17 protein-coding genes are annotated in these 23,057 nt (G+C 70.6%); 10 read left to right on the forward strand and 7 right to left on the reverse strand.

Annotated elements, in window-relative coordinates; genetic code table 11:
- Window positions 1-47 precede the first annotated feature (47 nt).
- A complete protein-coding gene (locus tag C6Y14_RS01955; protein ID WP_107014652.1) occupies window positions 48-1,061 on the reverse strand; it encodes a LacI family DNA-binding transcriptional regulator in 1,014 nt (337 codons plus the stop codon).
- A 91-nt stretch (window positions 1,062-1,152) separates the two neighbouring features.
- On the reverse strand, window positions 1,153-5,439 hold the full coding sequence (locus C6Y14_RS01960) for a discoidin domain-containing protein (RefSeq protein ID WP_107014653.1): 4,287 nt from the start codon (window positions 5,437-5,439) through the stop codon (window positions 1,153-1,155).
- 541 nt (window positions 5,440-5,980) lie between these two features.
- Between C6Y14_RS01960 and C6Y14_RS01965 the strand changes: the two genes are divergently transcribed.
- The 5 genes from C6Y14_RS01965 to C6Y14_RS01985 all read left to right on the forward strand — a co-directional run bounded on the left by C6Y14_RS01965 (window position 5,981) and on the right by C6Y14_RS01985 (window position 13,464).
- Window positions 5,981-9,427 (forward strand): CARDB domain-containing protein, encoded by a 3,447-nt coding sequence (locus C6Y14_RS01965; protein ID WP_107014654.1) that lies wholly within the window; start codon window positions 5,981-5,983, stop codon window positions 9,425-9,427.
- 218 nt (window positions 9,428-9,645) lie between these two features.
- The gene (locus C6Y14_RS01970; RefSeq protein WP_199854596.1) at window positions 9,646-11,313 is read left to right on the forward strand and encodes a PP2C family protein-serine/threonine phosphatase; all 1,668 of its coding nucleotides are present in this window, start codon (window positions 9,646-9,648) and stop codon (window positions 11,311-11,313) included.
- Complete coding sequence (locus C6Y14_RS01975) at window positions 11,310-12,455, forward strand: cobalamin B12-binding domain-containing protein (protein ID WP_107014655.1); 1,146 nt, start codon at window positions 11,310-11,312, stop codon at window positions 12,453-12,455. Before C6Y14_RS01970 ends, C6Y14_RS01975 begins: the two co-directional genes overlap by 4 nt.
- Window positions 12,452-12,883 (forward strand): STAS domain-containing protein, encoded by a 432-nt coding sequence (locus C6Y14_RS01980; protein ID WP_107014656.1) that lies wholly within the window; start codon window positions 12,452-12,454, stop codon window positions 12,881-12,883. The genes C6Y14_RS01975 and C6Y14_RS01980 overlap by 4 nt, the downstream gene beginning before the upstream one ends.
- Before the next feature lie 56 nt (window positions 12,884-12,939).
- Window positions 12,940-13,464: a MarR family winged helix-turn-helix transcriptional regulator gene (locus C6Y14_RS01985; protein WP_107015141.1), complete on the forward strand. Its 525-nt coding sequence runs from the start codon at window positions 12,940-12,942 to the stop codon at window positions 13,462-13,464.
- Between the two features lie 114 nt (window positions 13,465-13,578).
- On the opposite strand, the gene C6Y14_RS01990 is transcribed toward C6Y14_RS01985, so the two are convergent.
- Both C6Y14_RS01990 and C6Y14_RS01995 read right to left on the reverse strand, forming a co-directional pair.
- Window positions 13,579-14,244 (reverse strand): response regulator, encoded by a 666-nt coding sequence (locus C6Y14_RS01990; protein ID WP_107014657.1) that lies wholly within the window; start codon window positions 14,242-14,244, stop codon window positions 13,579-13,581.
- A gap of 10 nt (window positions 14,245-14,254) precedes the next feature.
- Entirely contained in the window at window positions 14,255-15,196 is a 942-nt protein-coding gene (locus C6Y14_RS01995; protein WP_107014658.1) for a HAMP domain-containing sensor histidine kinase, read from the reverse strand.
- A gap of 294 nt (window positions 15,197-15,490) precedes the next feature.
- Between C6Y14_RS01995 and C6Y14_RS02000 the strand changes: the two genes are divergently transcribed.
- The 3 genes from C6Y14_RS02000 to C6Y14_RS02010 are packed head-to-tail and all read left to right on the forward strand — an operon-like array spanning window position 15,491 to window position 17,090.
- Window positions 15,491-15,829: a TraR/DksA family transcriptional regulator gene (locus C6Y14_RS02000; RefSeq protein ID WP_107014659.1), complete on the forward strand. Its 339-nt coding sequence runs from the start codon at window positions 15,491-15,493 to the stop codon at window positions 15,827-15,829.
- 47 nt (window positions 15,830-15,876) lie between these two features.
- Entirely contained in the window at window positions 15,877-16,269 is a 393-nt protein-coding gene (locus tag C6Y14_RS02005) for a TraR/DksA family transcriptional regulator (RefSeq protein ID WP_107014660.1), read from the forward strand.
- Window positions 16,266-17,090 carry an acetate and sugar kinases/Hsc70/actin family protein gene (locus C6Y14_RS02010; protein ID WP_107014661.1) on the forward strand — a complete coding sequence of 275 codons (825 nt, stop codon included), beginning with the start codon at window positions 16,266-16,268 and terminating at the stop codon, window positions 17,088-17,090. Before C6Y14_RS02005 ends, C6Y14_RS02010 begins: the two co-directional genes overlap by 4 nt.
- On the opposite strand, the gene C6Y14_RS02015 is transcribed toward C6Y14_RS02010, so the two are convergent.
- Together C6Y14_RS02015 and C6Y14_RS02020 are read right to left on the reverse strand one after the other, a co-directional pair.
- The gene (locus tag C6Y14_RS02015; RefSeq protein WP_107014662.1) at window positions 17,082-17,909 is read right to left on the reverse strand and encodes an MHYT domain-containing protein; all 828 of its coding nucleotides are present in this window, start codon (window positions 17,907-17,909) and stop codon (window positions 17,082-17,084) included. The two genes, C6Y14_RS02010 and C6Y14_RS02015, sit on opposite strands and share 9 nt — an antisense overlap.
- A 302-nt stretch (window positions 17,910-18,211) precedes the next feature.
- Window positions 18,212-19,465, reverse strand: coding sequence for an MFS transporter (locus C6Y14_RS02020; RefSeq protein WP_107014663.1), 1,254 nt, complete (start codon window positions 19,463-19,465; stop codon window positions 18,212-18,214).
- Between the two features lie 170 nt (window positions 19,466-19,635).
- Here C6Y14_RS02020 and C6Y14_RS02025 point away from each other — a divergent pair, with 170 nt between their 5' ends.
- Window positions 19,636-20,556 carry a LysR family transcriptional regulator gene (locus tag C6Y14_RS02025; RefSeq protein ID WP_107014664.1) on the forward strand — a complete coding sequence of 307 codons (921 nt, stop codon included), beginning with the start codon at window positions 19,636-19,638 and terminating at the stop codon, window positions 20,554-20,556.
- 251 nt (window positions 20,557-20,807) lie between these two features.
- Here C6Y14_RS02025 and C6Y14_RS02030 read toward each other — a convergent pair whose 3' ends face one another.
- Window positions 20,808-22,265, reverse strand: coding sequence for an MFS transporter (locus C6Y14_RS02030; RefSeq protein ID WP_107014665.1), 1,458 nt, complete (start codon window positions 22,263-22,265; stop codon window positions 20,808-20,810).
- 179 nt (window positions 22,266-22,444) lie between these two features.
- Between C6Y14_RS02030 and C6Y14_RS02035 the strand changes: the two genes are divergently transcribed.
- Complete coding sequence (locus tag C6Y14_RS02035) at window positions 22,445-22,897, forward strand: MarR family winged helix-turn-helix transcriptional regulator (RefSeq protein ID WP_107014666.1); 453 nt, start codon at window positions 22,445-22,447, stop codon at window positions 22,895-22,897.
- Window positions 22,898-23,057: the final 160 nt, after the last annotated feature.

Consider the following 23,057-nt stretch of genomic DNA (forward strand, 5'->3'; position numbering starts at 1 on the left):
AGCGCGGTGCGGCCGAACTCGGCCGCACCGCGCTTCTGTTGTGCGGATCAGACCCGAGGCGCCTGTGTCGTCGAGCCGCGGACCACCAGTTCCGGCTCGAACAGCAGCTCGCCGGGCTGCACCTCGGCGCCCTGGATCTGGGCGCACAGCAGGTCCACGGCGGCCCGCCCCATGGCCTCGACGGGCTGGCGGACCGTGGTCAGCGGGGGCTCGGTGCAGTTCATGAAGGCCGAGTCGTCGTAGCCGACGACCGAGACCTGCTCGGGCACCGCCAGGCCCCTCCTGCGGGCGGCGCGGATGGCGCCGAGGGCCAGCGGGTCACTGGCGCAGACGACACCGGTGACACCCCGGTCCAGCAGGCGGGTGGTGGCCGCCTGGCCGCCCTCCAGGGAGAACATCGACCGCTCCACGTACGCGTCGGGCAGGGACCCGCCGGCCGCCTCCGCGGCGATCCGGGCCGCGGCCAGCTTGCGCCGGGAGGGGATGTGGTCGCTCGGGCCGAGGACCACGCCGATGCGCTCGTGCCCCAGCAGGGTCAGGTGGCGCCACGCCTGTTCGACCGCCACGGCGTCGTCGCAGGAGACGCACGGGAAGTCGAGCCCCTCGATCGGGGCGTTGATCAGCACGACCGGGATACGCCGTTCGGCGAGCTGCCGGTAGTGGTCGTGCGGCGCGTCCGCCTGGGCGAACAGGCCGCCGCCCGCGAACACCACGCCGGAGACGTGCTGCTGGAGCAGCAGCTCCACGTAGTCCGCCTCGGAGACGCCGCCCTTGGTCTGGGTGCACAGGACCGGGGTGAGCCCCTGCTGGGCCAGCGCGCCGCCGATGACCTCGGCGAACAGGGGGAAGATCGGGTTCTGCAGTTCGGGCAGGACCAGGCCGACCAGACGCGCCCGCTCGCCGCGCAGCTGGGTGGGACGCTCGTAGCCGAGGACGTCCAGCGCGGTGAGCACGGACTGCCGGGTGCTGTCCGACACTCCGGGCTTGCCGTTGAGGACCCGGCTGACCGTGGCCTCGCTGACTCCAACCTTCTTGGCTACCTGAGCAAGTCGTCGCGTCATGAGCGCAAGGCTAGCGCAAGCCGCGCAAACGGCTTGCGCCAGCCTTGTGGGCCTCCTATCGGGCGCTGTGCCCTATCTCGCCGGGATCACGTCAGGGGTTGATGTTGATCTTGAAGGTGGAGGTGGTGTTCCGTACGTCCACGGCGTTGCCGCCGAAGCGCAGGCCGTTGAAGGTGACCTCACCGACCGCGGGACCCTGCCCCTGTTCGGGCAGCTCGTTGGCCCACAGTCCGAAGCCGGACTTGGCGTCGTAGGCGTCCCCGCTCTTGCGGGCGCCCGTGATCGAGATGTCGGTGAGGACCGTGTCCTTGATCGGGTTGATGGGCCGCCCGCCGGCGTCGTACTGGGTCTGGAACATGATTCCGCTGTAGGTCGGGTCCACGATGTCCACGTCGTTGACGCGGATGCCCTGGAAGACCTTGGAGGCGGAGAACAGCCAGATGCCGGGGAAGGTCTGGTTGCCCCAGAAGTGGCCGCCGGAGCGGACCACGGAGACGTTCTCGACGGTCGTCGGAGAGGTGCCGAACCCGTTCATCGGATAGCCGAAGTCCAGCGAGCTGATCGTGATGCCCGAGTAGACCAGGGTGTCGGCGATGTGGATGTTGCGGAAGGTGTTGTCGTAGCCGCCGTAGACGGCGATGCCCGCGGCCCGCCAGGTGAGGATCGAGGTCAGGTTCTCGTAGAGGTTGTCCTTCATGTCGGCGCCGCCCGCGTCGATCGCGGAGAACAGCGCGAAGCTGTCGTCGCCGGAGGCCCGGGACTCGTTGTTGACGACGTGGTTGTCCGTCGACCCGTTGGTCATGTTGATCGCGTCGGCGAACGTGTTGCGGATCCGGGCGTTGCTGATCGTCACCCGGTCGGTGTTGGCTCCCCAGTAGAGGCAGACCATGTGCTCGGTCCAGGTGTTGTCGATGACCATGTCCGACACGTTCGCGAAGTCGAACACCTTGCCAGGACCGTCGATACGGGAGGTGTAGTTGCCGAAGTAGGCGAAGTTCTTGAAAGAGGACCCCTTGGCGGAGTTCTCGGCCCGGAAACCGACGTCGGTGTTGTCCTGGCCCGACGGGGCGTGGAACTGCGTGTACCAGGGCCCGGCGCCGACCACCTGCACGGCCTTGCCGTACACCTGGAACTTGCTCGACGTCTCGTAGTCACCCGCCGGGAGATAGACACCGGTGAGCTTGCCGGTCGTGTCCATCCGCACCCGGTCGAGGGCGTTCTGCACGTCCTGGTGCCCGAAGCCGGCCGGGACGGCGTACGCGGCCGGGTCCGGGTTGGCGACCGGTGAGACCTGCTCCAGGCTGACGAAGTCGATCGCGTACTTGGAGGTGTTGGCCGTGTCCTTCTGCAGCCGGATCTTCGCCCCCTCCGGCACGGTCTCGCCCAGCATCAGGTGTGCCTCGTCGTAGATGTGCCTCGGGGCTCCCGCGGACGGTGAGTTGCCGGGACCTGCCTCGGCCCCGTACAGCCAGGCGTACTTCGAGGTGAGCGGCAGCGCCTTGCGGAAGGTGCCGTTGACGTAGACGTTGAGGGTGGCGTCGGTGCCGCCGCCGCCCGCGGAGTCCGGGATGGAGAAGCGGGTGACCAGGGTGTTCGTGGCGGCCTTGGTGGTGAACTCCACGTACTCACCGGTGCTGTTGAGGGTGACCGCCTTACGGCCGGACGCCTCGCCGGCGAGGTCGCCGACGGTCCGGTTGGGTCCGACGGTGGCCGCGCCGCCGCCGGTGGTGCCGTCCTCGGCCTCGTACATGTCGTAGGGCATGTTGGCGCCGCGTCCGACGAACAGGGACTGGCTCGCGGTGTTGTTCTCCCGCTTGACCGGGAGTTCGTTGGCGTCGGCGGCGACCGTGGTGCGTACCGTGTACGAGCCGTTGGCGGCGGTCCAGGTGCCGAGCGTGACGGCCCCGCCGGTGGCTCCGGCGGCGATCGTGCCGTCGTACGAGCCGGTCAGGGTCTTCACGGTGGCGCCCTTGGAGTCGACGAGCGTGACCGTGAGGCCGTGCGCGCCGCCGGCCGAGGCGGTGGTGCCCTGGTTGCGTACGGCGGCCTTGAAGGTGACCGTGTCGCCGTCCGCCGGGCCGGACGGTGTGGTGGTCAGCACCGGCACGAGGTCGGAGCTGGAGACCGGGCGCACGACGAGTGAAGTGGGGCTGGTGTAGGTGTTGTTGGTCTCGTTCTGCTCGATGACCGCGCCGGCTTCGTCGGCGACGGCGCTGAGCTGGTAGGTGCCCGCGTCGCGTGCCCCGATGGAGGCGCTGACGGTCCGCGTCGCGCCGACCGCGAGGGCGGCGACGGAGGCGGTGGCGACCTTGGTGCCGCCCAGCCGCAGAGCGACCGCGCTGGCGGGTGCGGCGGCCTCGCCGCTGTTGCGGACGGTCGCGGTGAGGGTGATCTCGTCGGACTCGACCGGCGAGGCGGGCGAGGCCGTCAGCGCGGTGACCTCCAAATCCGGGTTGGGCGCGGCGGTGCCGATCACCTGGAACTCGGCGAGCTGCCCGGCCGGGGCACCTGTGTTGGAGGTGAAGCGGAGCTGCACGTCGGCCACGCGCGCGGTGACGGGCACGGTGACGGTGTTGCCGCTGGAGGGGTTGAAGGCGTAGTCCTTCGCGGCCACCAGACTCGTAAAGCCGGAGGCGTCCTGCTCGCGGCCGAGGACCTGGATGTTCTGGGTGCGGGCGCCCCAGGAGCTGTCGGGGTTGAGCTTGAGGACGAGCGAGGAGACGTCGGCGTTGGCGCCGAGCTTCACGGTGAGGGTGGCGGGGTGGCCGGAGCCCTCCCAGTAGGTGGAGGTGCTGTTGTCGTTGGCGTTCTCGGCGGCGAAGGTGTGCACGGTCGAGGAGGCCGTGATCGGTTTGCCGACCGCGAGGTTGGAGCCGGGGCCCGAAGTGCCGTTGCGGGTCACGGTGTTGCTGTCGCCGGAGACGTTCCCGGCCGCGTCCTTGGCCCGCACGAAGTAGGAGACCGTGGCGCTCGCGGACCGGTTGTCGGTGTACGTGGTGACCGTGCCGCCGACCGTGGTGAGCAGGCTGTTGTTGGCGTACACCTCGTAGCCGGTCACACCGGTGTTGTCGCTGGAGGCGTTCCAGGCGAGGCGGATCTGCCCGGCGGCCGGCTCGGTGAGGGACAGGTTCGCGGGCGCGGTGGGTGCCTGGGTGTCACCGCTGTCGCCGCGGCGGGTGACGGTGTTGCTGTTCCCGGAGACGTTCCCGGCCGCGTCCTTGGCCCGCACGAAGTAGGAGACCGTGGCGTTGCCGGGGCGGTTGTCTGTGTAGGTGGTGACCGTGCCCGCGACGCTGGTCAGCAGCTCGTTGTCGGCGTACACGTCGTAGCCGGTGACGCCGGTGTTGTCGTCGGACGCCTTCCAGGTCAGCCGGATCTGGCCGGTGGCGGGCTCGGTGTAGGCGAGGTCCGCGGGCGCGCTCGGCGCCTGGGTGTCGCCGGTCGCCGGGCCGTAGACCTCCAGCTCGGACAACTGGGCAGCGGGCTGCACGGTGTTGGCGGTGACCAGGACCCGTACGTACCGGGTGGTGGTCGCGTCGAAGGAGATCGTCACCGAGTTGCCGTCGCCCGGCGCGAAGGCATGTGCCTTGGACGCGGTCAGGTCGGTGAAGTCGGTGCCGTTGGCGCTGCCCTGGATCTTCAGGGTCTGGCTGCGGGCGCCCCAGCCGTCGGGCAGGCGCAGCACGACCTGGTTGACGCGTACGGAGGAGGCCAGGTCGACCTGGATCCACTGCGGCAGGTCGTTGTTGCGGCTCTCCCAGTAGCTGGCCTTGTTGCCGTCGGCCGCGTTGGCCGGCACATAGGTCTCGTTGTGGCTCGCGGCGGTGAGGGTACGGCCGCGGGCCAGGTTCGCCGAGGAGTCACCGGCCTCGCGGACCTCCAGCTCGGAGAGCTGGGCGGCCTGCCACCCGGTGTTGGCGGTGATCTGGATCCGGATGTGCCGGGCCTGGGCGGCGGGGAAGGTCACCGTCACGGTGTTGGCGCTGCCGGGGCTGAAGGCGTACGACGCGGAGGTCTTCAGGGTGGTGAAGCTGGTGCCGTCCGCGCTGCCCTGCACGGACAGGGTCTGGCTGCGGCTCTCCCAGCCGGCCGGCAGCTTCAGCACCACTTCGTCCACGCGGGCGGTGGCGCCGAGGTCCGTCTGGATCCACTGGGGGAAGGTGCTCCCGGCGCTCTGCCAGTACGTTCCCTGGTTGCCGTCGGTGATGTTGTTCGCGGCGTATTCGGCGTGGGCGCTGCTGGCGGTGGCGGGCCGTCCGGCGGCGAGGTTGGGCCCGGCGGCCTCCGCGGCGGAGGTCAGCGCCGGCCAGCCCAGCAGGAGCAGGGCGGTGGAGAGAACGGCGGCTATCCCCCGCCATCCCCGGCGTTGCGGTCTCATGTGTCCCCGATCTCCGTCCCGGTCCGGAGGTGGGCGGCCCCGGGGCGGCTGTGTGGGTGGGTTTCCGTGGGGGTCGGCGCATCGCGCTTCAATGTGCGGTGAAGAGCACTCTCTTTTGCGTCGATCGATCAGAGAGTTGCAGACGGTTGCCAGTACGTCTATGGCGTGAGCATGTCCGAAACGCAACCCTGAGCCTCGCCCTCACCTGCTGCGGCACCGGGCCAGCGGCTTTCGTGCGGACTGTCGAAAAACGCAAGTGGGACCGCAAGCGATGCAAGCCGCTTACGCGCCAACTACCGGTAGCACCGGGACCGTTGACAAAGTGGAGACAGGCTAGAAACCTGTGGGCGTAGTTTCTGCAAAGAATCGACTGAGCAGCTCAATTTACGTGCAAGGCCGGTGCATTCCTCGTCGGACACTCCCCTCCCCTCTCTCGCACTCCCTGTGCCTGCCCCGGTGTGCCAAGGCCGACCGCCGTGCCCCCGCTCTCCCCGAAGCTCCCCCGACGCTCCCCCACGGAACAACGGAACAGAGGACCCCCATGAGATGGAGACCCCTCGGTCGCCGGTCACTGACCGGTGCCGTCATAGCCGCGCTCATGACGACCGGGCTGATACCGCTGGCCCTCACGTCGAGCGCCCGGGCCGCCACCGCCCCCGACACGGAGGGGGCGAAGGCGGCGGCCGCCGTCAACCTCGCGCTCGGCCGGCCGGCCACGGCAGGCGGCTCGAACGGCTCGTACACCGCCGGGAACGTCACCGACGGTTCCCAGGCCTCCTACTGGGAGGGGCCGACCGGGTCCTTCCCGCAGTGGGTCCAGGTCGACCTCGGCGCGACCCGCACCGTCGACCAGGTGGTGCTCAAGCTGCCCGCCGCCTGGGAGAGCCGAAGCCAGACGCTCTCGCTGCAGGGCAGCACCGACGGCTCCAGCTTCAGCACGCTCTCGGCGTCGACGGGCCGGGCGTTCAACCCGGCGCAGGCCAACACGGTCCCGGTCACCCTCACCTCCCCCGCCACGACCCGCTATGTGCGCGTGAACATCACCGGGAACACCGGCTGGAACGCCGCTCAGCTCGCCGAGCTGGAGGTGATCGGCGACGACGGCGGCACCACTCAGCCGCCCACCGGCACCAACCTGGCCCGTAACAAGCCGGTCGAGGCCACCTCGTCGGTCCAGTCGTACGTGGCCGCCAACGCCACCGACGACTCCGTCTCCACCTACTGGGAGGCGGCGGGCCACCCCTCCGACCTGACCGTGAAGCTCGGCGCCGACGCGGACATCACCGCCGTGGTGGTCAAGCTCAACCCGGACCAGGCGTGGGGCCCGCGGACACAGGGCATCCAGGTGTTCGGCCGGGAGAACTCGGCGAGCGGCTTCACCTCGCTGCGCGACCGCGCCGACTACGCCTTCAGCCCCTCCCGGGACAACAACTCGGTGACCATCCCGGTCACCGGCCGCTGGTCCGACGTCCGGCTCCGGTTCTTCTCCAACACCGGGGCGCCCGGCGGCCAGGTCGCCGAGTTCCAGATCGTCGGGACGGCGGCACCCGCGCCCGACCTGACCGTCACCGGCCTGGACTGGACACCCGCCGCACCCTCCGAGCGGGACGCGGTGACCGTCAACGCCACAGTCCGCAACGCGGGCACGGCACGCTCGGCCGCCACGACCGTCGAGGCCAGCCTGGAGGGCACGGTCGCGGGCAGCGGCAACGTACCCGCGCTCGAACCGGGCGCGTCCGCCACCGTGGCCGTCGCCGCGGGCACCCGGCCGGCCGGCAGCTACGGCGTCTCCGCCGTCGTCGACCCGCGCAACACGGTCGCCGAACTCGACGACAGCAACAACAGCCGCACCGCCGCGTCCCGGCTGGTCGTCGGCCAGGCCCCCGGCCCGGACCTCGAAGTCAGCGGCATCACCACCAGCCCGGCCAACCCGGCCGTCGGCTCGTCCGTCTCCTTCACCGTGGCCGTGCACAACCGCGGCACCACCGCCGCGGCGGCCGGTTCCGTGACCAGGCTCCAGGCCGGCTCCACCACGCTCAACGGCACCACCGGCCAGGTGGCGGCGGGCGCCACGGTGAACGTGGCCATCAGCGGCACCTGGACGGCGACCGCGGGCGGGGCCACCCTCACCGCGACCGCCGACGCCACCGGAGTCGTCACCGAGACCAACGAGAACAACAACACCCTCGCCAAGTCACTCGTCGTCGGCCGCGGCGCCGCCGTCCCGTACACCGAACTGGAGGCCGAGGACGGCCGCTACCAGGGCACCCTCCTGACCGCCGACGCCAAGCGGACCTTCGGCCACACCAACTTCGCCACCGAGTCCTCAGGCCGCAAGTCCGTCCGGCTCAACTCCACGGGCCAGTTCGTGGAGTTCACCTCGACCGCGCCCTCCAACTCGATCGTGGTGCGCAACTCCGTCCCGGACGCCGCGGGCGGTGGCGGAGCGTCGGCCACGATCAGCCTGTACGCCAACGACACCTTCGTGCAGAAGCTCGACCTGTCGTCGAAGCACAGTTGGCTGTACGGGACCACCGACGACCCCGAGGGGCTGACCAACACGCCCGGCGGTGACGCCCGCCGGCTCTTCGACGAGTCGCACGCGCTGCTGGCGCAGACCTATCCCGTCGGCACCAAGTTCCGGCTGCAGCGGGACGCGGGCGACACGGCCGCGTTCTACGTCATCGACCTGGTCGACCTGGAGCAGGTCGCGCCCGCCACCACCAAGCCGGCGAACTGCACCTCGATCACCGAGTACGGGGCCGTCCCGAACGACGGACTCGACGACACCGACGCCCTCCAGCGGGCGGTCACCGCCGACCAGAACGGCACGATCTCCTGCGTGTGGATCCCGGCCGGACAGTGGCGCCAGGAGCAGAAGATCCTCACCGACGACCCGCTCAACCGCGGCCAGTACAACCAGGTCGGCATCCGGGACGTCACCATCAAGGGTGCGGGCATGTGGCACTCCCAGCTCTACACGCTCACCCCGCCCCACCAGGCCGGCGGCATCAACCACCCGCACGAGGGCAACTTCGGCTTCGACATCGACCACAACACCCAGATCTCCGACATCGCCATCTTCGGCTCGGGCACCATCCGCGGCGGCGACGGCAACGCCGAGGGCGGTGTGGGTCTCAACGGCCGCTTCGGCAAGGGCACGAAGATCACCAACGTGTGGATCGAGCACGCCAACGTCGGTGTGTGGGCCGGCCGCGACTACTCCAACATCCCCGAACTGTGGGGCCCGGGAGACGGGTTGGAGTTCTCCGGCGTCCGCATCCGCAACACCTACGCCGACGGCATCAACTTCGCCAACGGCACCCGTAACTCCACCGTGTACAACTCGTCCTTCCGAAACACCGGTGACGACGCGCTCGCCGTGTGGTCGAGCAAGTACGTGAAGGACACCTCGGTGGACATCGGCCACGACAACCACTTCCGCAACAACACGATCCAGCTGCCGTGGCGGGCCAACGGCATCGCGGTGTACGGCGGTTACGGCAACACCATCGAGAACAACGTCATCGCCGACACGATGAACTACCCCGGCATCATGCTCGCCACCGACCACGACCCGCTCCCCTTCACCGGGCAGACCCTCATCGCGGGCAACGCCCTGCACCGCACGGGCGGCGCGTTCTGGAACGAGGACCAGGAGTTCGGCGCCATCACCTTGTTCGCCCAGGGTCAGGACATCCCCGGCGTCACGATCCGTGACACCGAGATCCACGACTCGACGTACGACGGCATCCAGTTCAAGACGGGTGGCGGCTCCATGCCGGGCGTGAAGATCACCGACGTGAAGATCGACGGTTCCCGGAACGGCTCCGGCATCCTCGCGATGAGCGGGGCCCGGGGCAGCGCCGCCCTGACGAACGTCACGATCACCGACTCGGCCGAAGGGAGCGTGCTCATCGAGCCGGGCTCGCAGTTCACCATCACCGGCGCGCCCGTCGGGGCATCCGCCGCCCGGCTCAACCGCTGAACCGCCGAACCGCCTGACCGCTGATCAGCTGAACGGCTGAACGGGCGGGCTGAACGAAGGGTCTCCGGCTCCTGCTGCAGGGGCCGGAGACCCGTTCCGTCCGGTCCGGTGGTCACCATGCGTGGTTGCCAGGAGCGACGACATGAGGGATTGTTGCCCTGAGGCAATGTTTTCCATGAGTGATGAGGTGAGGGATTCGCCCAGCGGGTCCTCTATTTTTGGTCTCCACGCAAGCGCAAACCGGTGTCGGAGCGCAACAGGCGTCCCTGTGGGGCGTTGCCCCGTATCCCGTCCTGGTCGCTGACGAGCAGGGCAGGGTCGTACTGCACAACGATGCCGCGGACGTTCTGCTGCCCGGGATCCGGCCCGGTACACCTTTCGCGGACGTGGTCCCGGCCTGGCTGTCGGCGGCGCACGACGCGTTGCGGGCAGCTGGCCGGACACCCGGCCCGCCCGCCGGTCAGGAGCCGGACGCCCCGGTGACGGGTGTCATCGGTGAGCGCGCCTTCGAGGCCCATCCCACCCCGCGGGACGACGGCACGGTGGCCTGGTGGCTGGTCGACGACACCGATCACCTGCTCGCGCAGAGGGCTCTGCGCATGGAGCGCAAGCGGACCGCGTTCCTGTCCGAGGCGTCCAGCACACTGCTCTCCTCCCTCAACCTGGGACGCTGCATGGACGTGACCGCACAGCTGGCCGCGGAGCATCTCGCCGACGCGGCCCTGGTGATCGCGCCGACGCACGGGCGCCGACTGCCGGTGGTGACCTGTCTGCGCGGGGGCACTCCCGTGCTCGCCCACGAGTCGGTGGACCCCGACGAGGTGCCGGGGCTCGGTGAGGCGCTGCGCGGGTTCCCGCCGGTGCCCTCACGGTGGATCGATCCGTCCACCGCGCCGGTCTGGATGGTGCCGGAGGGTTTCGGCACGGTCGGCTCGATAGTGATCACTCCGCTGCCCGGCCACGGCGTCCCGGCCGGTGCTCTCGTCCTGCTGCGCCGTTCGGGCGGCGCCGCGTTCACCGAGAGCGAGGAGGTCTTCGCCCGGCTGTTCGCCGCGCGCGCCGGGGCCGCGATGTCGGCCGCGCGCCTGTACGCGGAGCAGACCTCGATCACCGAAGTGCTGATGCGTGAGCTGCTGCCGCCCTCGCTGCACCAGATCTCGGGAGTGGACTACGCCGGCGGCTACCGGCCGTCCGCGGACCACGAGCGGGTCGGCGGCGACTTCTACGACGTGCACCCGGCCGCCGTCGAGGGCGAGGCGTCTCTGGTCGCGCTCGGGGACGTGTGCGGCAAGGGTCTGGAAGCGGCCGTACTGACCGGGAAGATCCGCAACACCCTGCACGCGCTGCTGCCGCTGGCCGACGACCACCAGCGGATGATCAGTCTGCTGAACACGGCGCTGCTCAACTCCCACCACACCCGGTTCGTGACCCTGGTCCTGGCCTCCGCCGTACGGGAGGGCAACGCGGTGAACCTGCGGCTGACCAGCGCCGGACATCTGACCCCGCTGATCGTGCGGGCGAGCGGCGCGGTGGAGGAGGCCGAGACCCGCGGCACCCTGGTGGGCGCCATGCCGGAGGCCCCCGCCCGCACCACCGCCCTCACTCTCGCGCCCGGGGAGTCGTGCGTGCTCTACACCGACGGGATCACGGAGGCCGAGGGCGGGCCGATGGGCGGCGCCCAGTTCGGTGAGGAGCGGCTCAAGCGCATCCTGTCGGAATGCGTGGGCATGCCGTCCGAGAGCATCGTGGAGCGCGTCCAGATGCTCGCCGCCCAGTGGGTGGGCAAGGGACGCCACGACGACATGGCCGTCGTCGTGATCTCCGCACCCCGTACGCACCACCTCAGTGCGGTGAACGGCCACACCCGGGGCAGGTTCACCGCATGAGCACCCGTACGCCGCACCGGCCTCCCGCCGCCGAGACCGTCCGCGACACCGTCACCGAGTCCGTCGGCGGCACGGTCGGCGGACCCGTTGTCGAGCAGTTGGCCGACGAACTGTGGGACGCCGTCTCCGTGGCAGACGAGTACACGGCCGTCGAGGTGGTGCTGGGCGCACTGGAGCGCGGTGTCGACCCGGAGAGCGTGCTGCTGGACGTCATCGCCCGCGTCCAGGGCAAGGTGGGCGAGGAGTGGGCCGCCGACCGCCTGAGCGTGGCCCAGGAACACGCGGCGACCGCCATCAACGAACGGGCCGTCGCCGCACTCTCCCTGCATCCCGCCGCACGCACGACTCCCACGCGCGGCAGGATCACGGTGGCCTGCGTCGACGGCGAATGGCACGCGCTGCCCGCCCGCCTCCTCGCCGAGGTGCTGACCCTGCGCGGCTGGCAGGTGGACTACCTCGGCGCCCAGGTGCCCGCCCCGCACCTCATCGCCCATCTGCACCGCACCGACTCCTACGCGGTCGCCCTCTCCAGCTCGATAGCCACCCGGCTGCCCACCGCGCACGCCGCGATCACCGCCTGCCAGGCCGTCGGCGTGCCCGTACTCGTCGGAGGCGCCGCCTTCGGACCGGACGGCCGCTACGCCACTCTGCTGGACGCCGACGTGTGGGCACCCGACGCCCGCACCGCGGCCGACCGCCTCGCCCTGGGACCGCTGCCCCGTCCGCGGCCCGACCACCAGCAGCTGGACGACCTGCCCCACCTGGCCGACCAGGAATACACCCTGATCACCCGTAACAGCGCCTCGCTGGTGCGGGCGGTATTCACCGCCCTCCAGGACGCGTTCCCCGCCATGCGTACGTACAGCGAAGTGCAGCTGGAGCGCACGGCCGAGGATCTCGCGCACATCGTGGACTTCCTCGCCACCGCCCTGTACCTCGGCGACGAGGACCTCTTCGCCGGGTTCATCACCTGGACCGCGCAGATCCTCACCGCCCGCGGCGTGCCCGCGAGCAGCCTGCCGCCGACCCTGGCCGTTCTGGGCCGTGAGCTCAAGGACTTCCCGCGGGCCACCCGCATCCTCGAACGCGGCGCCGAGGACCTCACCCCCGTCGACCACAGCACCGCCGAGAGCCGCTCATGACCATGCTGCCCCCTGCCCATCTGCGACTGACCACGGTCGACACCGAGGACACGGTCCGGATCGAACTCGACGGAGAGCTCGACTACGAGACCGCCGACAGCCTCCTAACCGCGGTCACCGACCTCCTGGCCGCGCGTCCGCGTCTGCACAACCTGCATCTGCACTGTGCCGGGCTCGACAACGTCGACTCCATGGGCCTGTCCGTCCTGCTGATGATCCGCCGCCGCACCGACCAGGCCGGCGTCCGCCTCCACCTGGACGACCGGACGACGACGTTGGAGCGGCTGCTGACCATCACCGGTAGCCTGGAGTACCTCACGACGTCCCCCACCGGCACCGCGAACTCCTCCCCCGGTACGGGAGAGGATCCCCGCACGAGCGGGGAGGCGATGACGGCCCGCCCCACCGGACCGGACAGCACCACCTGATGTCCTTTCCCCGCCGGCCGTCCGCGGCGCGGAAGCCGCACACCGACGGGGAGCCCATGCCAGCTTCAGACTTCGCCTCGCGGAGGTCCTCGCGCGAGGCCGCCCGGTCCGCCGGAGGCGTCGCCGAACTCCTCGATCTGATGTGGGAGAGGACCGGACAGGCCACTGCCGGGGCGCCTGCCTCCCCCTCGCAACTGCGTCTGATGTACCTCGTCGAGAGCGAGGAGGGGGTACGGATGCGGGTCGTGTGCGAGCAGCTCGCCGCCGCGCCCCCTTCGGTCAGCCGGCTCTGCGACCGTCTGCAGGCCATCGGTTTCCTGGAGCGGCTGCCGTGTCCCACCAGCGGGCGGGAAGTCACCCTCCGGCTGACCGCCGCGGGCAGAACCCATCTTCGCCACATCCGTGAGCGGCGCGAGACCGTGCTCCGGCAGGCCATGGACGCCATGTCCGACGCCGAACGGCACGCGCTGGCCGAGGGATTGGCCGGCCTCCACGCCCAACTCGTCGCGGCCAGGGGCGACATCGGCACATCCGGCGTCAAGCGCGAAGTCGGCGTCCCTGGCGGCACCTCCGCCGCCTGAGCGCCCACGAGTTCCGACGTATGGGGCGCGGGGAACTGCGCGTTCGTGTGCCCGCGCCACAATGGCGCCGCAATGCCGCCGCACTCGAAGACGCGCCCCAGGACAGCGTCGGGTTCACGCCTCGATGAGGCCGACGCGGATGGCGTAGCGGGTGAGTTCGAGACGGTCGCGCAGGCCGAGCTTGTGCAGCACGTTCGCCCGGTGCCGGTGCACGGTCTTGATGCTGATGAACAGCATTTCGGCGATCTCCTTCGAGGAGTGGCCCTCGGCCACGAGTTTGAGGACCTCCTCCTCGCGTGCGCTCAGTACCTGGCCGGGCGGCTCCTCGCCGTGGCGGACCCGGTCGAGGTAGTTGCGGATCAGCGCGGTGACCGCGCCCGGGTACAGGAAGGGCTCGTCGCGCATGGCGGCCCGGCAGGCGGCCACCAGGTCGCGGTCGGCCACGGACTTCAGGACATATCCGCTGGCGCCCGCCTTGAGTGCCTGGAAGAAGTACTGCTCGTTGTCGTGCATCGTCAGCATCAGCACCCGTACGCCGGGCTTCAGCGCGGCGAGCTCGCGGGCGGCCTGCAGGCCCGTCATGCGGGGCATGGCGATGTCGAGTACGGCCAGGTCGACCTCGTGGGTGCGGGCCAGCTCGACGGCCTCCGCGCCGTCCCCGGCCTCGGCGACGACCTGGAGGTCCGGTTCCCCGTCGAGGATGAGCCGCACTCCGCGACGTACCAGCGCGTGGTCGTCGGCGAGGAGGATACGGATCAGTGATGTGTCGGGCGTGGTCATGGCTGCTTTCCTAGAGGACGGGCACGGTCAGGCGGATCTGCGTACCGGCGTCCGGCTCGGAGGTGACGTCCAGCGTGGCGCCGATCAGCAGGGCCCGCTCCCGCATTCCGCGGATGCCCGCCCCTTCGCGGGCGACGCCGGAGCCGCGGCCGTCGTCGCTGACGTCCAGCACCACGTGCCCGCCGACGTGGTGCAGACTCACCTCGACGCGGCCGGCCTCGGCGTGGCGGGCCGTGTTGGTCAGGGCCTCCTGGGCGACGCGGTACAGGACCAGTTCCGTCTGCGGGTCCAGCGCGGGCAGCCCGGCGTCGAAGCGCCGCACCACACGCAGACCGGCGTGGGTGGCGAACTCGGTGGTCAGCGAGGTCAGGGCACTGATGAGGCCGAGATCCTCCAGTACGCCCGGCCGCAGTCGGCGGACCACACGGCGTACCTCGTCCAGGCTCCCCCGGGTGATCTCCTGCACCTGGCGCAGTTCACCGCGCAGGGGCTCGTCGGCCTCGTCCACCGTGCGCTTGAGGACCAGCAGGATCGCGGTCATGCTCTGGCCCACCTCGTCGTGCAGTTCCTGGGCGATACGGCGTCGCTCCGCCTCCTGCCCGACCAGGACACGGGCGCTGCTGGTGGCCCGTTCGTGTTCGAGTCGCTCGACCATCGCGTTGAAGGTGCGGATCAGTTCGGCCGTCTCGCCGCGGCCCTGTTCCGGCAGCCGCTGCCCGGGGCGCAGCAGGTCGACGGTGGTCATCAGCCGGGTCAGCCGGTCCAGCGGGGCCAGGCCGATCCGCAGCAGGGCCGCGTTGGCGACCAGCATGACGGCCAGGCCGGCGACGAGGATGATCGCCTCGGTCAGCACCACCGGCACGGAGACGGTGACCGGAGCCAGCAGCAGCAGCGCGGTGGCGATGCCGAGCACCACCGCGTTGAGCGCGAAGATCCGCCAGAACAGGGACAACGGGATGACGCCTTTCGTCTTGTGTCGATTCTTCGTGTGCTGATTCTTCGCGTGCTGACTCTTCGTGAGTCGATTCTTCGTGAGTCGATCTTCCGTCCAAGCCTGCCTGCTCCCGGTTCCACCGTCGATGGGCATCAATGCCCATTTTGCGGATCCGGGCTGCCCACTGCCGGATGGGGCCCGGGACCGGTCGCGGATGGGTATCGCGCCCTATGGGATTCGTCCGGCGTACCGGCCAGGGTGGGGTGTGGAGCAGCCCATCCGCATCCTGACCCCCGGTAGGAAGGACCCACCATGTCCCTCGTGACGCCCCGGCCCGGAACCCGACCTGAGCGGATGACGGACCACGACGCCCTCCAGCGCCTCGCCCACGAACGCAACACCCGCCTCACGCAGCTGCACGCCCTGGAAGAGGCGGGGGCGAACGCGGAGTCGCAGGCGGAGGAACACGTGGTGTCCGCGCAGAGGAACACGATCCGGCGGGTTCTCGCCGAGGTCGAGGCCGCCTTCGCCCGTGTCCGGGACGGCGGTTACGGCAGCTGTCTCGGCTGCGCGAAGCCCATTCCCGTCGAGCGCCTGGAGATCCTCCCGTACACCGGATTCTGCGTTCCGTGCCGGCCCGGCACGGTCTGACGACAGCCCGTCCCGCCCTCCGATACCTGCCCTGCCCTGGGGGTGACATGGTGACCGACCGAACCATCGACGACCGCGACACGGCCCTGTCCGCCGACGAGCTCGCCGCACTGCGCGAGAACCTGCACGAGCAACGCCTGTTCCGCCAGGAACAGTTGCAGCAACTGGAGCAGGCACAGGCGCTCCCGGCCTCCGCCACGGACCGCACCGACGCGCCGCGTGACCGCCGGACCGGCCCTCAGGCCGAGGTCCGGGGCAAGCTCGCCGCCTCCGCCCGGATGGTCCTCGCCGACATCGAGGCCGCGCTCGCGCGCATGGATCAGGGCGACTACGGCAGCTGCCGGCTGTGCGCGGGGCCCATCGACCGCGCACGACTGGCGGTCGTACCGCAGGGCCGCTACTGCACCCGGTGCCAGCAGGTCAGGGAGGCCGGCCGATGACCACCGCACGGGAGCTCCGCCACCTCGCGGGCCGGCACCGCTCCTGGCCCTGGTGCCGGCACTGCTCCGGCATCGCCCTCGACCTGGGCAGCGCGCGTACCCGCGCCTGGACGTCCGGGCGACGGACGATCCTCGACGTGCCGACGGTGACCTTCCCGGGCAGCGGCGCCACGTACCCCATCCAGCGCGGCACCATCGTCGACACCCCCGGTACTTCCCGGATGCTGGACCGGCTGCTGGGCCACCGGCTGCCCCGTTTCGGCCGCCCGCTGCTCATTCTCACGACACCCGTACTGGGCGGTGTCGCCTACCGGGCACAGGCGCGGGCCGCCGTGGAGGTCCTGCGCCCGCGTACGGTGCTGACGGTCCCCACCGCACGCGCCGTGGCCATGGCCGTGGACGCCGACTTGACGCGCCCGTTGCTCGTGGTGGACATCGGGGCCCATCTCACCGAGGTCACGTTGCTCGGCGACGGCGCGGTGGTCGACGCCCGCCACACCGCCCTGGGCACGGGCGACCTGGACAGGCACACCCCGCCCTCGCTGATAGCCGACGCGATCGTCGCCATGGTGACCGCCATGCTGGAACAAGACCGCACCTCCGAGACGCTCGACGCCCTTCAGCGGGGTGTGCTCCTCGCCGGCGGAGGCGCCCTGCGCCCCGACATCACGTACCGCCTCACGGACAGGCTGCACGCTCCCGCGCGGCCCGTGCCGGCGCCGCACACCGCGGCGGTCCGCGGCGCCGCGCACCTCCTGCGGACCGCCCACGCCCACCCGTCGTCGCTGCCGGTCGTCGGCGTCGGCGCGGGGTCAGAGTGAGGGCCAGGACGCGGTGGGCCGCGTGTCCGCGACGGACGCGGACTCCTGCTCATGGCTCTGGGGGTGCTGTACGGGTTCGTTGCCGACCAGCATGTCGGGGTCGAACATGACGATCACGGCCGCGAGGACCAGAACGACGATCGGTCCGCCCACCATGGGGATGAGGGAGAAGAGCAGATCCATCGAGGACTGGCCCTGGACCCTGGAGCCCGCGTCGACGTGCACGCTCATGGCGGCCATGCCGGTGTAGTGCATGCCCGTGACGGCGACGCCCATGATGACGCTCGCCGCCGCGGCGGACGCCAGGGTGTGCAGGGAGACGGCCGCCCAGAGTGCGGCGGTGGCCGCCGTGACGGCGATCAGGACCGACAGGCCGACCGTCACGGGGTCGAAGGTCATGTGCCCGGCGAACTTCATGCCGTTCATTCCGATGTAGTGCATCGCCGCGACACCCCCGCCGGTGACGACACCGGCCACTCCCAGGGTGAGGGGCGAGGCTCCGCGGTACCCCACGACCAAGACGCCGAGCAGGACCACGGCCACCGCGACGCCCAGGCTGAGGAACGTGAGGGCCGGGTCGTACCGGATCGACGCGCCGTCGATGGTGAACCCGATCATGGCGATGAAGTGCATCGTCCAGATGCCGGACCCGATGCAGATCGCGCCCAGGGTGAGCCACGGACCTCTGCGGCCCCGCGCGCCCATGCGTACCGACCGTGTCGTGCAGCGCAGACCGAGCGCCGCACCGGCGCAGGCCATCAGGAACGCGACGACCGGAGTGATCATTCCGTAGTTGAACTGGCTGACTGTGCTGTTCACCGAACGCCTTTCGGACCGCGGGCCCCGTACGGGGCCCGCGTTGCAGGAACCTTTCCGCAGAACCGTCCGGGCGGGCGGACGAGCCGGGTTCACCGGCATCCGTGTCCGACGCGCTCCGGAACCGACCCTGGGGGCGGACGGCGGCCCAGCACATGACGTTCCGTCATGCCATGGCCTCGGGGGGTGAGCGGGTGGCCAATGCTAGGGAGGCGCCCCCCGCTTGTCACTCTGAGACCTTTGACGCAATCAAATCGAGACTTGTACAGGCATATTCCTCCTGCATGCCATCACGCATATTGCACCTATATCTCACCCTTGCTCCCGGTCAACTGGTCCTCGCTCCTCGGATGCCGGTCCTCGCGGCGTGGAAGCAGCAGCGGGGTGGCGAGGAGGACGACTCCGGCGGCCGCGATGGCGGCGCGGGGGCCGATGAGGGCCGCCAGCAGACCCCAGACGGCGGTCATGGCCGCGATGGCGGCGCTGCTGCTGACCGACCAGGCGGTCAGGGTGCGGGCGACCCGGCCGGAATCGGTGTGGTCGAGCCGGTAGGTGGCCAGTACCGGGTTGAACACACCGCAGCAGGTCACCAGGCCGAGCTGGACGACGATGACGAGGACGATCCCGGGGACACCGGGCTGGACGAACGCCAGGCCGAGGGGCCAGCACGCCCGCAGTGCCCCGGCGGTGCGGAGCACCTTGTGCCGACCGAACCGCGCCACGAGCCGGTGCGCGAGACGTGCGCCGACCAGGCCTCCTACGCAGGGCGCCGCGAACACCAGGCCGTACTGCCAGGGTGCGAATCCGAGGCCGTCCAGCAGGAGTACGGCGAGCAGCGGCTCGGAGGCCATGATCAGGCCGTTGACCACGACGGCGTTGAGGAACAGGGGGCGCAGCGCGGGGTGGGTGAGGATGTGCCGCCAGCCTTCGAGCAGATCGCGGGCCCGAAGCCGGGGCGAGCCGGTTCGCGCGGGAAGCGGCTCGCCGCCGCCGATGGCACGGATGCCCAGCGCCGAGAGCAGATAGCTGACCGCGTTGGCCACCAGGGTCGTCACCGGGCCGAACAGCCCGATCGCGTACCCGCCGAGCGGTGGTCCGACCATGGTCGCGGTCCAGGTCGTGGACTCGAACCGGCTGTTCGCGAGCAGCAGGTCGGCCGGTGGCAGGAGCCCCTTCAGATACGCGCCGCTCGCCGCCCTGAACGCGATGTCCGCCGTGGCGACCACGACGGAGACGAGGAGGAGCTGGGCGAAGCCGAGCCGGCCGAGCGCGAACGCGGCGGGGACGCTCAGCAGTGCCGCGAACCGGATCAGGTCCGTCGCGATCATGACCGGCCGTTTACGACGGAACTCCACCCACGGGCCGAGCGGCACCGCCGTCACGGCCCCCACGGCACGTCCCACGGCGGCCAGCGCGGCCACCTGGGCCGGCCCGGAGTGCAGCACCAGGACCGCGAGCAGGGGAAACGCGCCGAACCCGATCCCCGTGCCGTACGAGCTGACGGCGAAGGCCGCCCACAACCAGTTGAAGCGCCGTCCCAGCGTCCGTCCGCCCGCCATCCCCGATGCACACACCCCTCGCCGATCCGCACGACCGAACACTGACCGTCGGCATCAAAGCGAGTAGCGGATCACGAGATCAAACAACCGGAGCACCGGGGCCGCACAACCGATCGTTGTGGCAGTCGCCCGGCACGGGTGACCGTCGCCGTGCCGCTAAGGTCGTCGGCGTGGATCTCGATGCCGTGCGTACCTTCGTGGCCGCCGCGGACATGGGGCGGTTCCAGGACGCCGCCGACGAGTTGGCGATCACGCAGCAGGCCGTCTCCAAACGGGTCGCCGCGCTGGAGAGGGCCCTCGGGGTGCGGTTGTTCGCCCGTACCGCGCGCGGAGCGAAGCTCACCGTCGACGGCCAGGCGTTCCTGCCGCACGCCCGCGATCTCCTGCGGGCCGAGGAGCGGGCGGTCGACTCCGTCCGGCCGGGCCGCCGCGCGCTGCGCGTCGATGTGATCGGGCGCCGGCTGGCGCCCGCCGACCTGGTGCGTGACTTCCATCGTGCGCACCCCGGGATCGAGCTCGATGTCGTGACGCTCTTCGACGCCGACGCGGCGATCGACGCGATCCGGTCCGGCACGGTCGACGCGTCCTTCCGCGCCGTCACCAGGGGGCAGCTGCCGGCGGGCATCGGGGCCGACCGTGCCTTCGACGAGCCCATCCAGCTCCTCGTGGGGCCGGGCCATCAGCTCGCCGACGCCTCCGCGGTCACTCCCGCCGAGCTCGTGGGCCACCGGATCTGGATGCCCGGCATCGTCGCCGGCACCGAGTGGGCCGCGTACTACGGCGATCTCGCCGCCGCGTTCGGCCTCACCATCGAGGTCACCGGCCCCGACTTCGGCGTGAAGCCCCTGCTGGACACGCTCGCCGACTCCCCGTCACTGGCCACCTTCGTCGGCGAGCTGACAGGTTTCGGCTGGCCCGCCGACCAGGGGCTGCGGCGCATCGCGGTGAAGGATCCGACCCCGGTCTATCCGCACTCCCTGCTGTGGCATCGCGACAACGCCCACCCGGCGCTCGCCGCGCTCCGCGGCCACCACGTCTCAGGGTCGGGTGGACTCTCCGGCGCGGGGACCTGGACACCGGCGTGGGCCTGATGGACACCGGCACGGGGACCTCGACACCTGCGCGGGCCCAATGGACACCGGCACGGGGACCTCGGCACCTGCGCGGGCCCAATGGACACCGGCACGGGGACCTCGGCACCTGCGCGGGAGCGGGAGCGGTGAACACCGGCGTGGGCGTAGTGAACAGCGGGGTGAGCGTGGTGTTCCGGCCCGAAATTGGACACGGACCGGCCCCGGAACTCCCGCGAGGAGTGCCCGGGCCGGTTCGCGCCCGCTGAGCGTCAGGCCTGGACCGCGGCCTGCTCGGGCTCGTCGAGGCGGTCGGCCGGAGCCGGGGCGGTCGCGACCGGGCGGGCTGCCGGGATGAGCGCCGCGATGACGGCGGCCACCAGGGCGACGGCGCCGCCGATGATCAGGGCGGTACGGAAGCCGTCCTCCGAGGTGATGGTGAAGCCGCCCATGTCGACGGTCAGCTGGGAGAGGACCACGCCGACGACGGCCGCGCCCACGGAGGTGCCGAGCGAGCGCATGAGGGTGTTGAAGCCGTTCGCCGCGGCGGTCTCGGAGAGCGGGACCGAGCTCATGATCAGGGCGGGCATCGCCCCGTAGGCGAGGCCCACGCCACTGCTGGTGATCATGAGGACGAGCATCAGGCCCCAGGCGGAGCCCAGCAGCGCGAGGGACACGCCGTAACCGGCGGCGATGACGAGGATGCCGCAGATCAGCGTGAACTTCGGGCCGCGTGCGTCGGTCAGCTTTCCGCCGAGCGGCGAGACGACCATCATCATGATGCCGCCGGGCGCCATCCACAGGCCGGCCGCGAGCATCGACTGGCCCAGGCCGTAGCCGGTCGCCTCGGGGAACTGCAGCAGCTGGGGAACGATCAGCATGCCGGCGTACATGCCGAAGCCGACGAAGAGCGAGGCGAGGTTGGTGAGCAGGACCCGGGGGCGGGCCGTGGTACGCAGGTCGACCAGGGGATCCCGGGTGCGGGTCTCCCACACGCCCCAGGCGAGCAGCACCACGACGGCGGCGGTGAACAGGCCGAGCGTCGTCGCCGAACCCCAGCCCCACTCGGCGCCCTTGGAGACCGCGAGCAGCAGGCAGACCAGGCCGACGCCGAGTCCTATCGCACCGGGTGCGTCGAAGCGCTGCCCCTTGGCCCCGGCGGGGACGTCGGGGATCAGGAACCAGATCAGGACGGCGATCGCCACGGCCAGGACGGCGGAGCCCCAGAAGAGCACGCGCCAGCTCGCGTACTGGGCGACCGCGGCGGCGATCGGCAGGCCGAGACCGCCGCCGATGCCCATGGACGCGCTGACGAGCGCGATGGAGGAGCTGAGCTTCTCGGTGGGGACCACGTCACGCAGGAGCGCGATGCCGAGCGGCACCATGCCCATACCCATGCCCTGCAGGCCGCGGCCGACGATCATCGGGACGACGGACGAGGAGAGCGCGCACACCACCGAGCCCACGATGAGAGGCACGGAGCAGGCGAGGAGCATCCGCCGCTTGCCCAGCAGGTCGCCCAGACGTCCGGTGACGGGCACACAGACCGCCGCCACCAGCAGGGTGACCGTGATCACCCACGCGGTGTTCGAGGGCGAGCTGTGCAGGATCTGCGGCAGGTCCGCGATGAGCGGCGTGACCAGGGTCTGCATGATCGCCGCCGTGGTGCCGGCGAAGGCCAGCGTGGCGATCACGCCATTGGTATGGCGGGACGTCGTTGGGGCTCCCATGAAGGGACTCCTTGCATCTCTTTCGGGCATCTCTACCGGGCTTTCGGGAGTGCAGTGTACATACCTTATGCATCATGCATGACATGTGCGTATTGCATAGCCTGTGCAAAGATGGGAGGCGGGGCCGCGCAGAAATTCGCCGCGTCGGCCCTGCTCAGGACAGTGGGAGGCAGTGGCACATGGGCAGGCCGACGTACGAGGTCGAGTACGAGCAGATGCTCCTCGGCAGGCATGCGCTCGCGGCGCACGGCGGGCGCAGCAAGGAGAGCGTGCTGGAGCGGAGTTCCTATATTTTGCTCAGCCGAATCCGCGTACAGGGGCCCATGTCGATCGGTGAGCTGAGCGACGCGTTCGGGCTCGACGCCTCCACTCTCAACCGGCAGACCGCCTCGGCCATGCGCGCCGGACTCGCCGAGCGCATCCCCGACCCGGACGGCGGACTGGCCCGCAAGTTCCGCATCACCGACAAGGGCGCGCGCATACTCGACGAGGAACGCGAGCGGACCATCGGCTCCCTGGACCGGGTCATGGCCGACTGGTCCGACGAGGACATCGCGGAGTTCGCCGGCTACCTGCGGCGCTTCAACACCGGCATCGAACGGCTCGGCGGACGGCCCTGGCCGCGTCCCTGACGTTCGTGACCGCGCCCTTGACGTTCGTGAGCGCCGGCCGAACGTTCGCCGGCCTCAGCCGGACCGCGCCGGGACCTCCGGGCGAATCCCCTCGGCTCCGTCCCCAACTCCCGTCACAGGCACGGCAGTAGGGACAGTGACGGGTTCATGGCGCCCGCGG

Source organism: Streptomyces dioscori, from assembly GCF_003024195.1.
GTDB lineage: Bacteria > Actinomycetota > Actinomycetes > Streptomycetales > Streptomycetaceae > Streptomyces > Streptomyces dioscori.

Coding starts and splice junctions, on each gene's coding strand:
- C6Y14_RS01955 (WP_107014652.1), bottom strand. CDS start 1,061: ATGACGCGACGACTTGCTCAGGTAGCCAAGAAGGTTGGAGTCAGCGAG.
- C6Y14_RS01980 (WP_107014656.1), top strand. CDS start 12,452: ATGACCATGCTGCCCCCTGCCCATCTGCGACTGACCACGGTCGACACC.
- C6Y14_RS01985 (WP_107015141.1), top strand. CDS start 12,940: ATGCCAGCTTCAGACTTCGCCTCGCGGAGGTCCTCGCGCGAGGCCGCC.
- C6Y14_RS02010 (WP_107014661.1), top strand. CDS start 16,266: ATGACCACCGCACGGGAGCTCCGCCACCTCGCGGGCCGGCACCGCTCC.
- C6Y14_RS02035 (WP_107014666.1), top strand. CDS start 22,445: ATGGGCAGGCCGACGTACGAGGTCGAGTACGAGCAGATGCTCCTCGGC.
- C6Y14_RS01960 (WP_107014653.1), bottom strand. CDS start 5,439: ATGAGACCGCAACGCCGGGGATGGCGGGGGATAGCCGCCGTTCTCTCC.
- C6Y14_RS01975 (WP_107014655.1), top strand. CDS start 11,310: ATGAGCACCCGTACGCCGCACCGGCCTCCCGCCGCCGAGACCGTCCGC.
- C6Y14_RS02000 (WP_107014659.1), top strand. CDS start 15,491: ATGTCCCTCGTGACGCCCCGGCCCGGAACCCGACCTGAGCGGATGACG.
- C6Y14_RS01990 (WP_107014657.1), bottom strand. CDS start 14,244: ATGACCACGCCCGACACATCACTGATCCGTATCCTCCTCGCCGACGAC.
- C6Y14_RS02020 (WP_107014663.1), bottom strand. CDS start 19,465: ATGGCGGGCGGACGGACGCTGGGACGGCGCTTCAACTGGTTGTGGGCG.
- C6Y14_RS02030 (WP_107014665.1), bottom strand. CDS start 22,265: ATGGGAGCCCCAACGACGTCCCGCCATACCAATGGCGTGATCGCCACG.
- C6Y14_RS02005 (WP_107014660.1), top strand. CDS start 15,877: ATGGTGACCGACCGAACCATCGACGACCGCGACACGGCCCTGTCCGCC.
- C6Y14_RS01965 (WP_107014654.1), top strand. CDS start 5,981: ATGAGATGGAGACCCCTCGGTCGCCGGTCACTGACCGGTGCCGTCATA.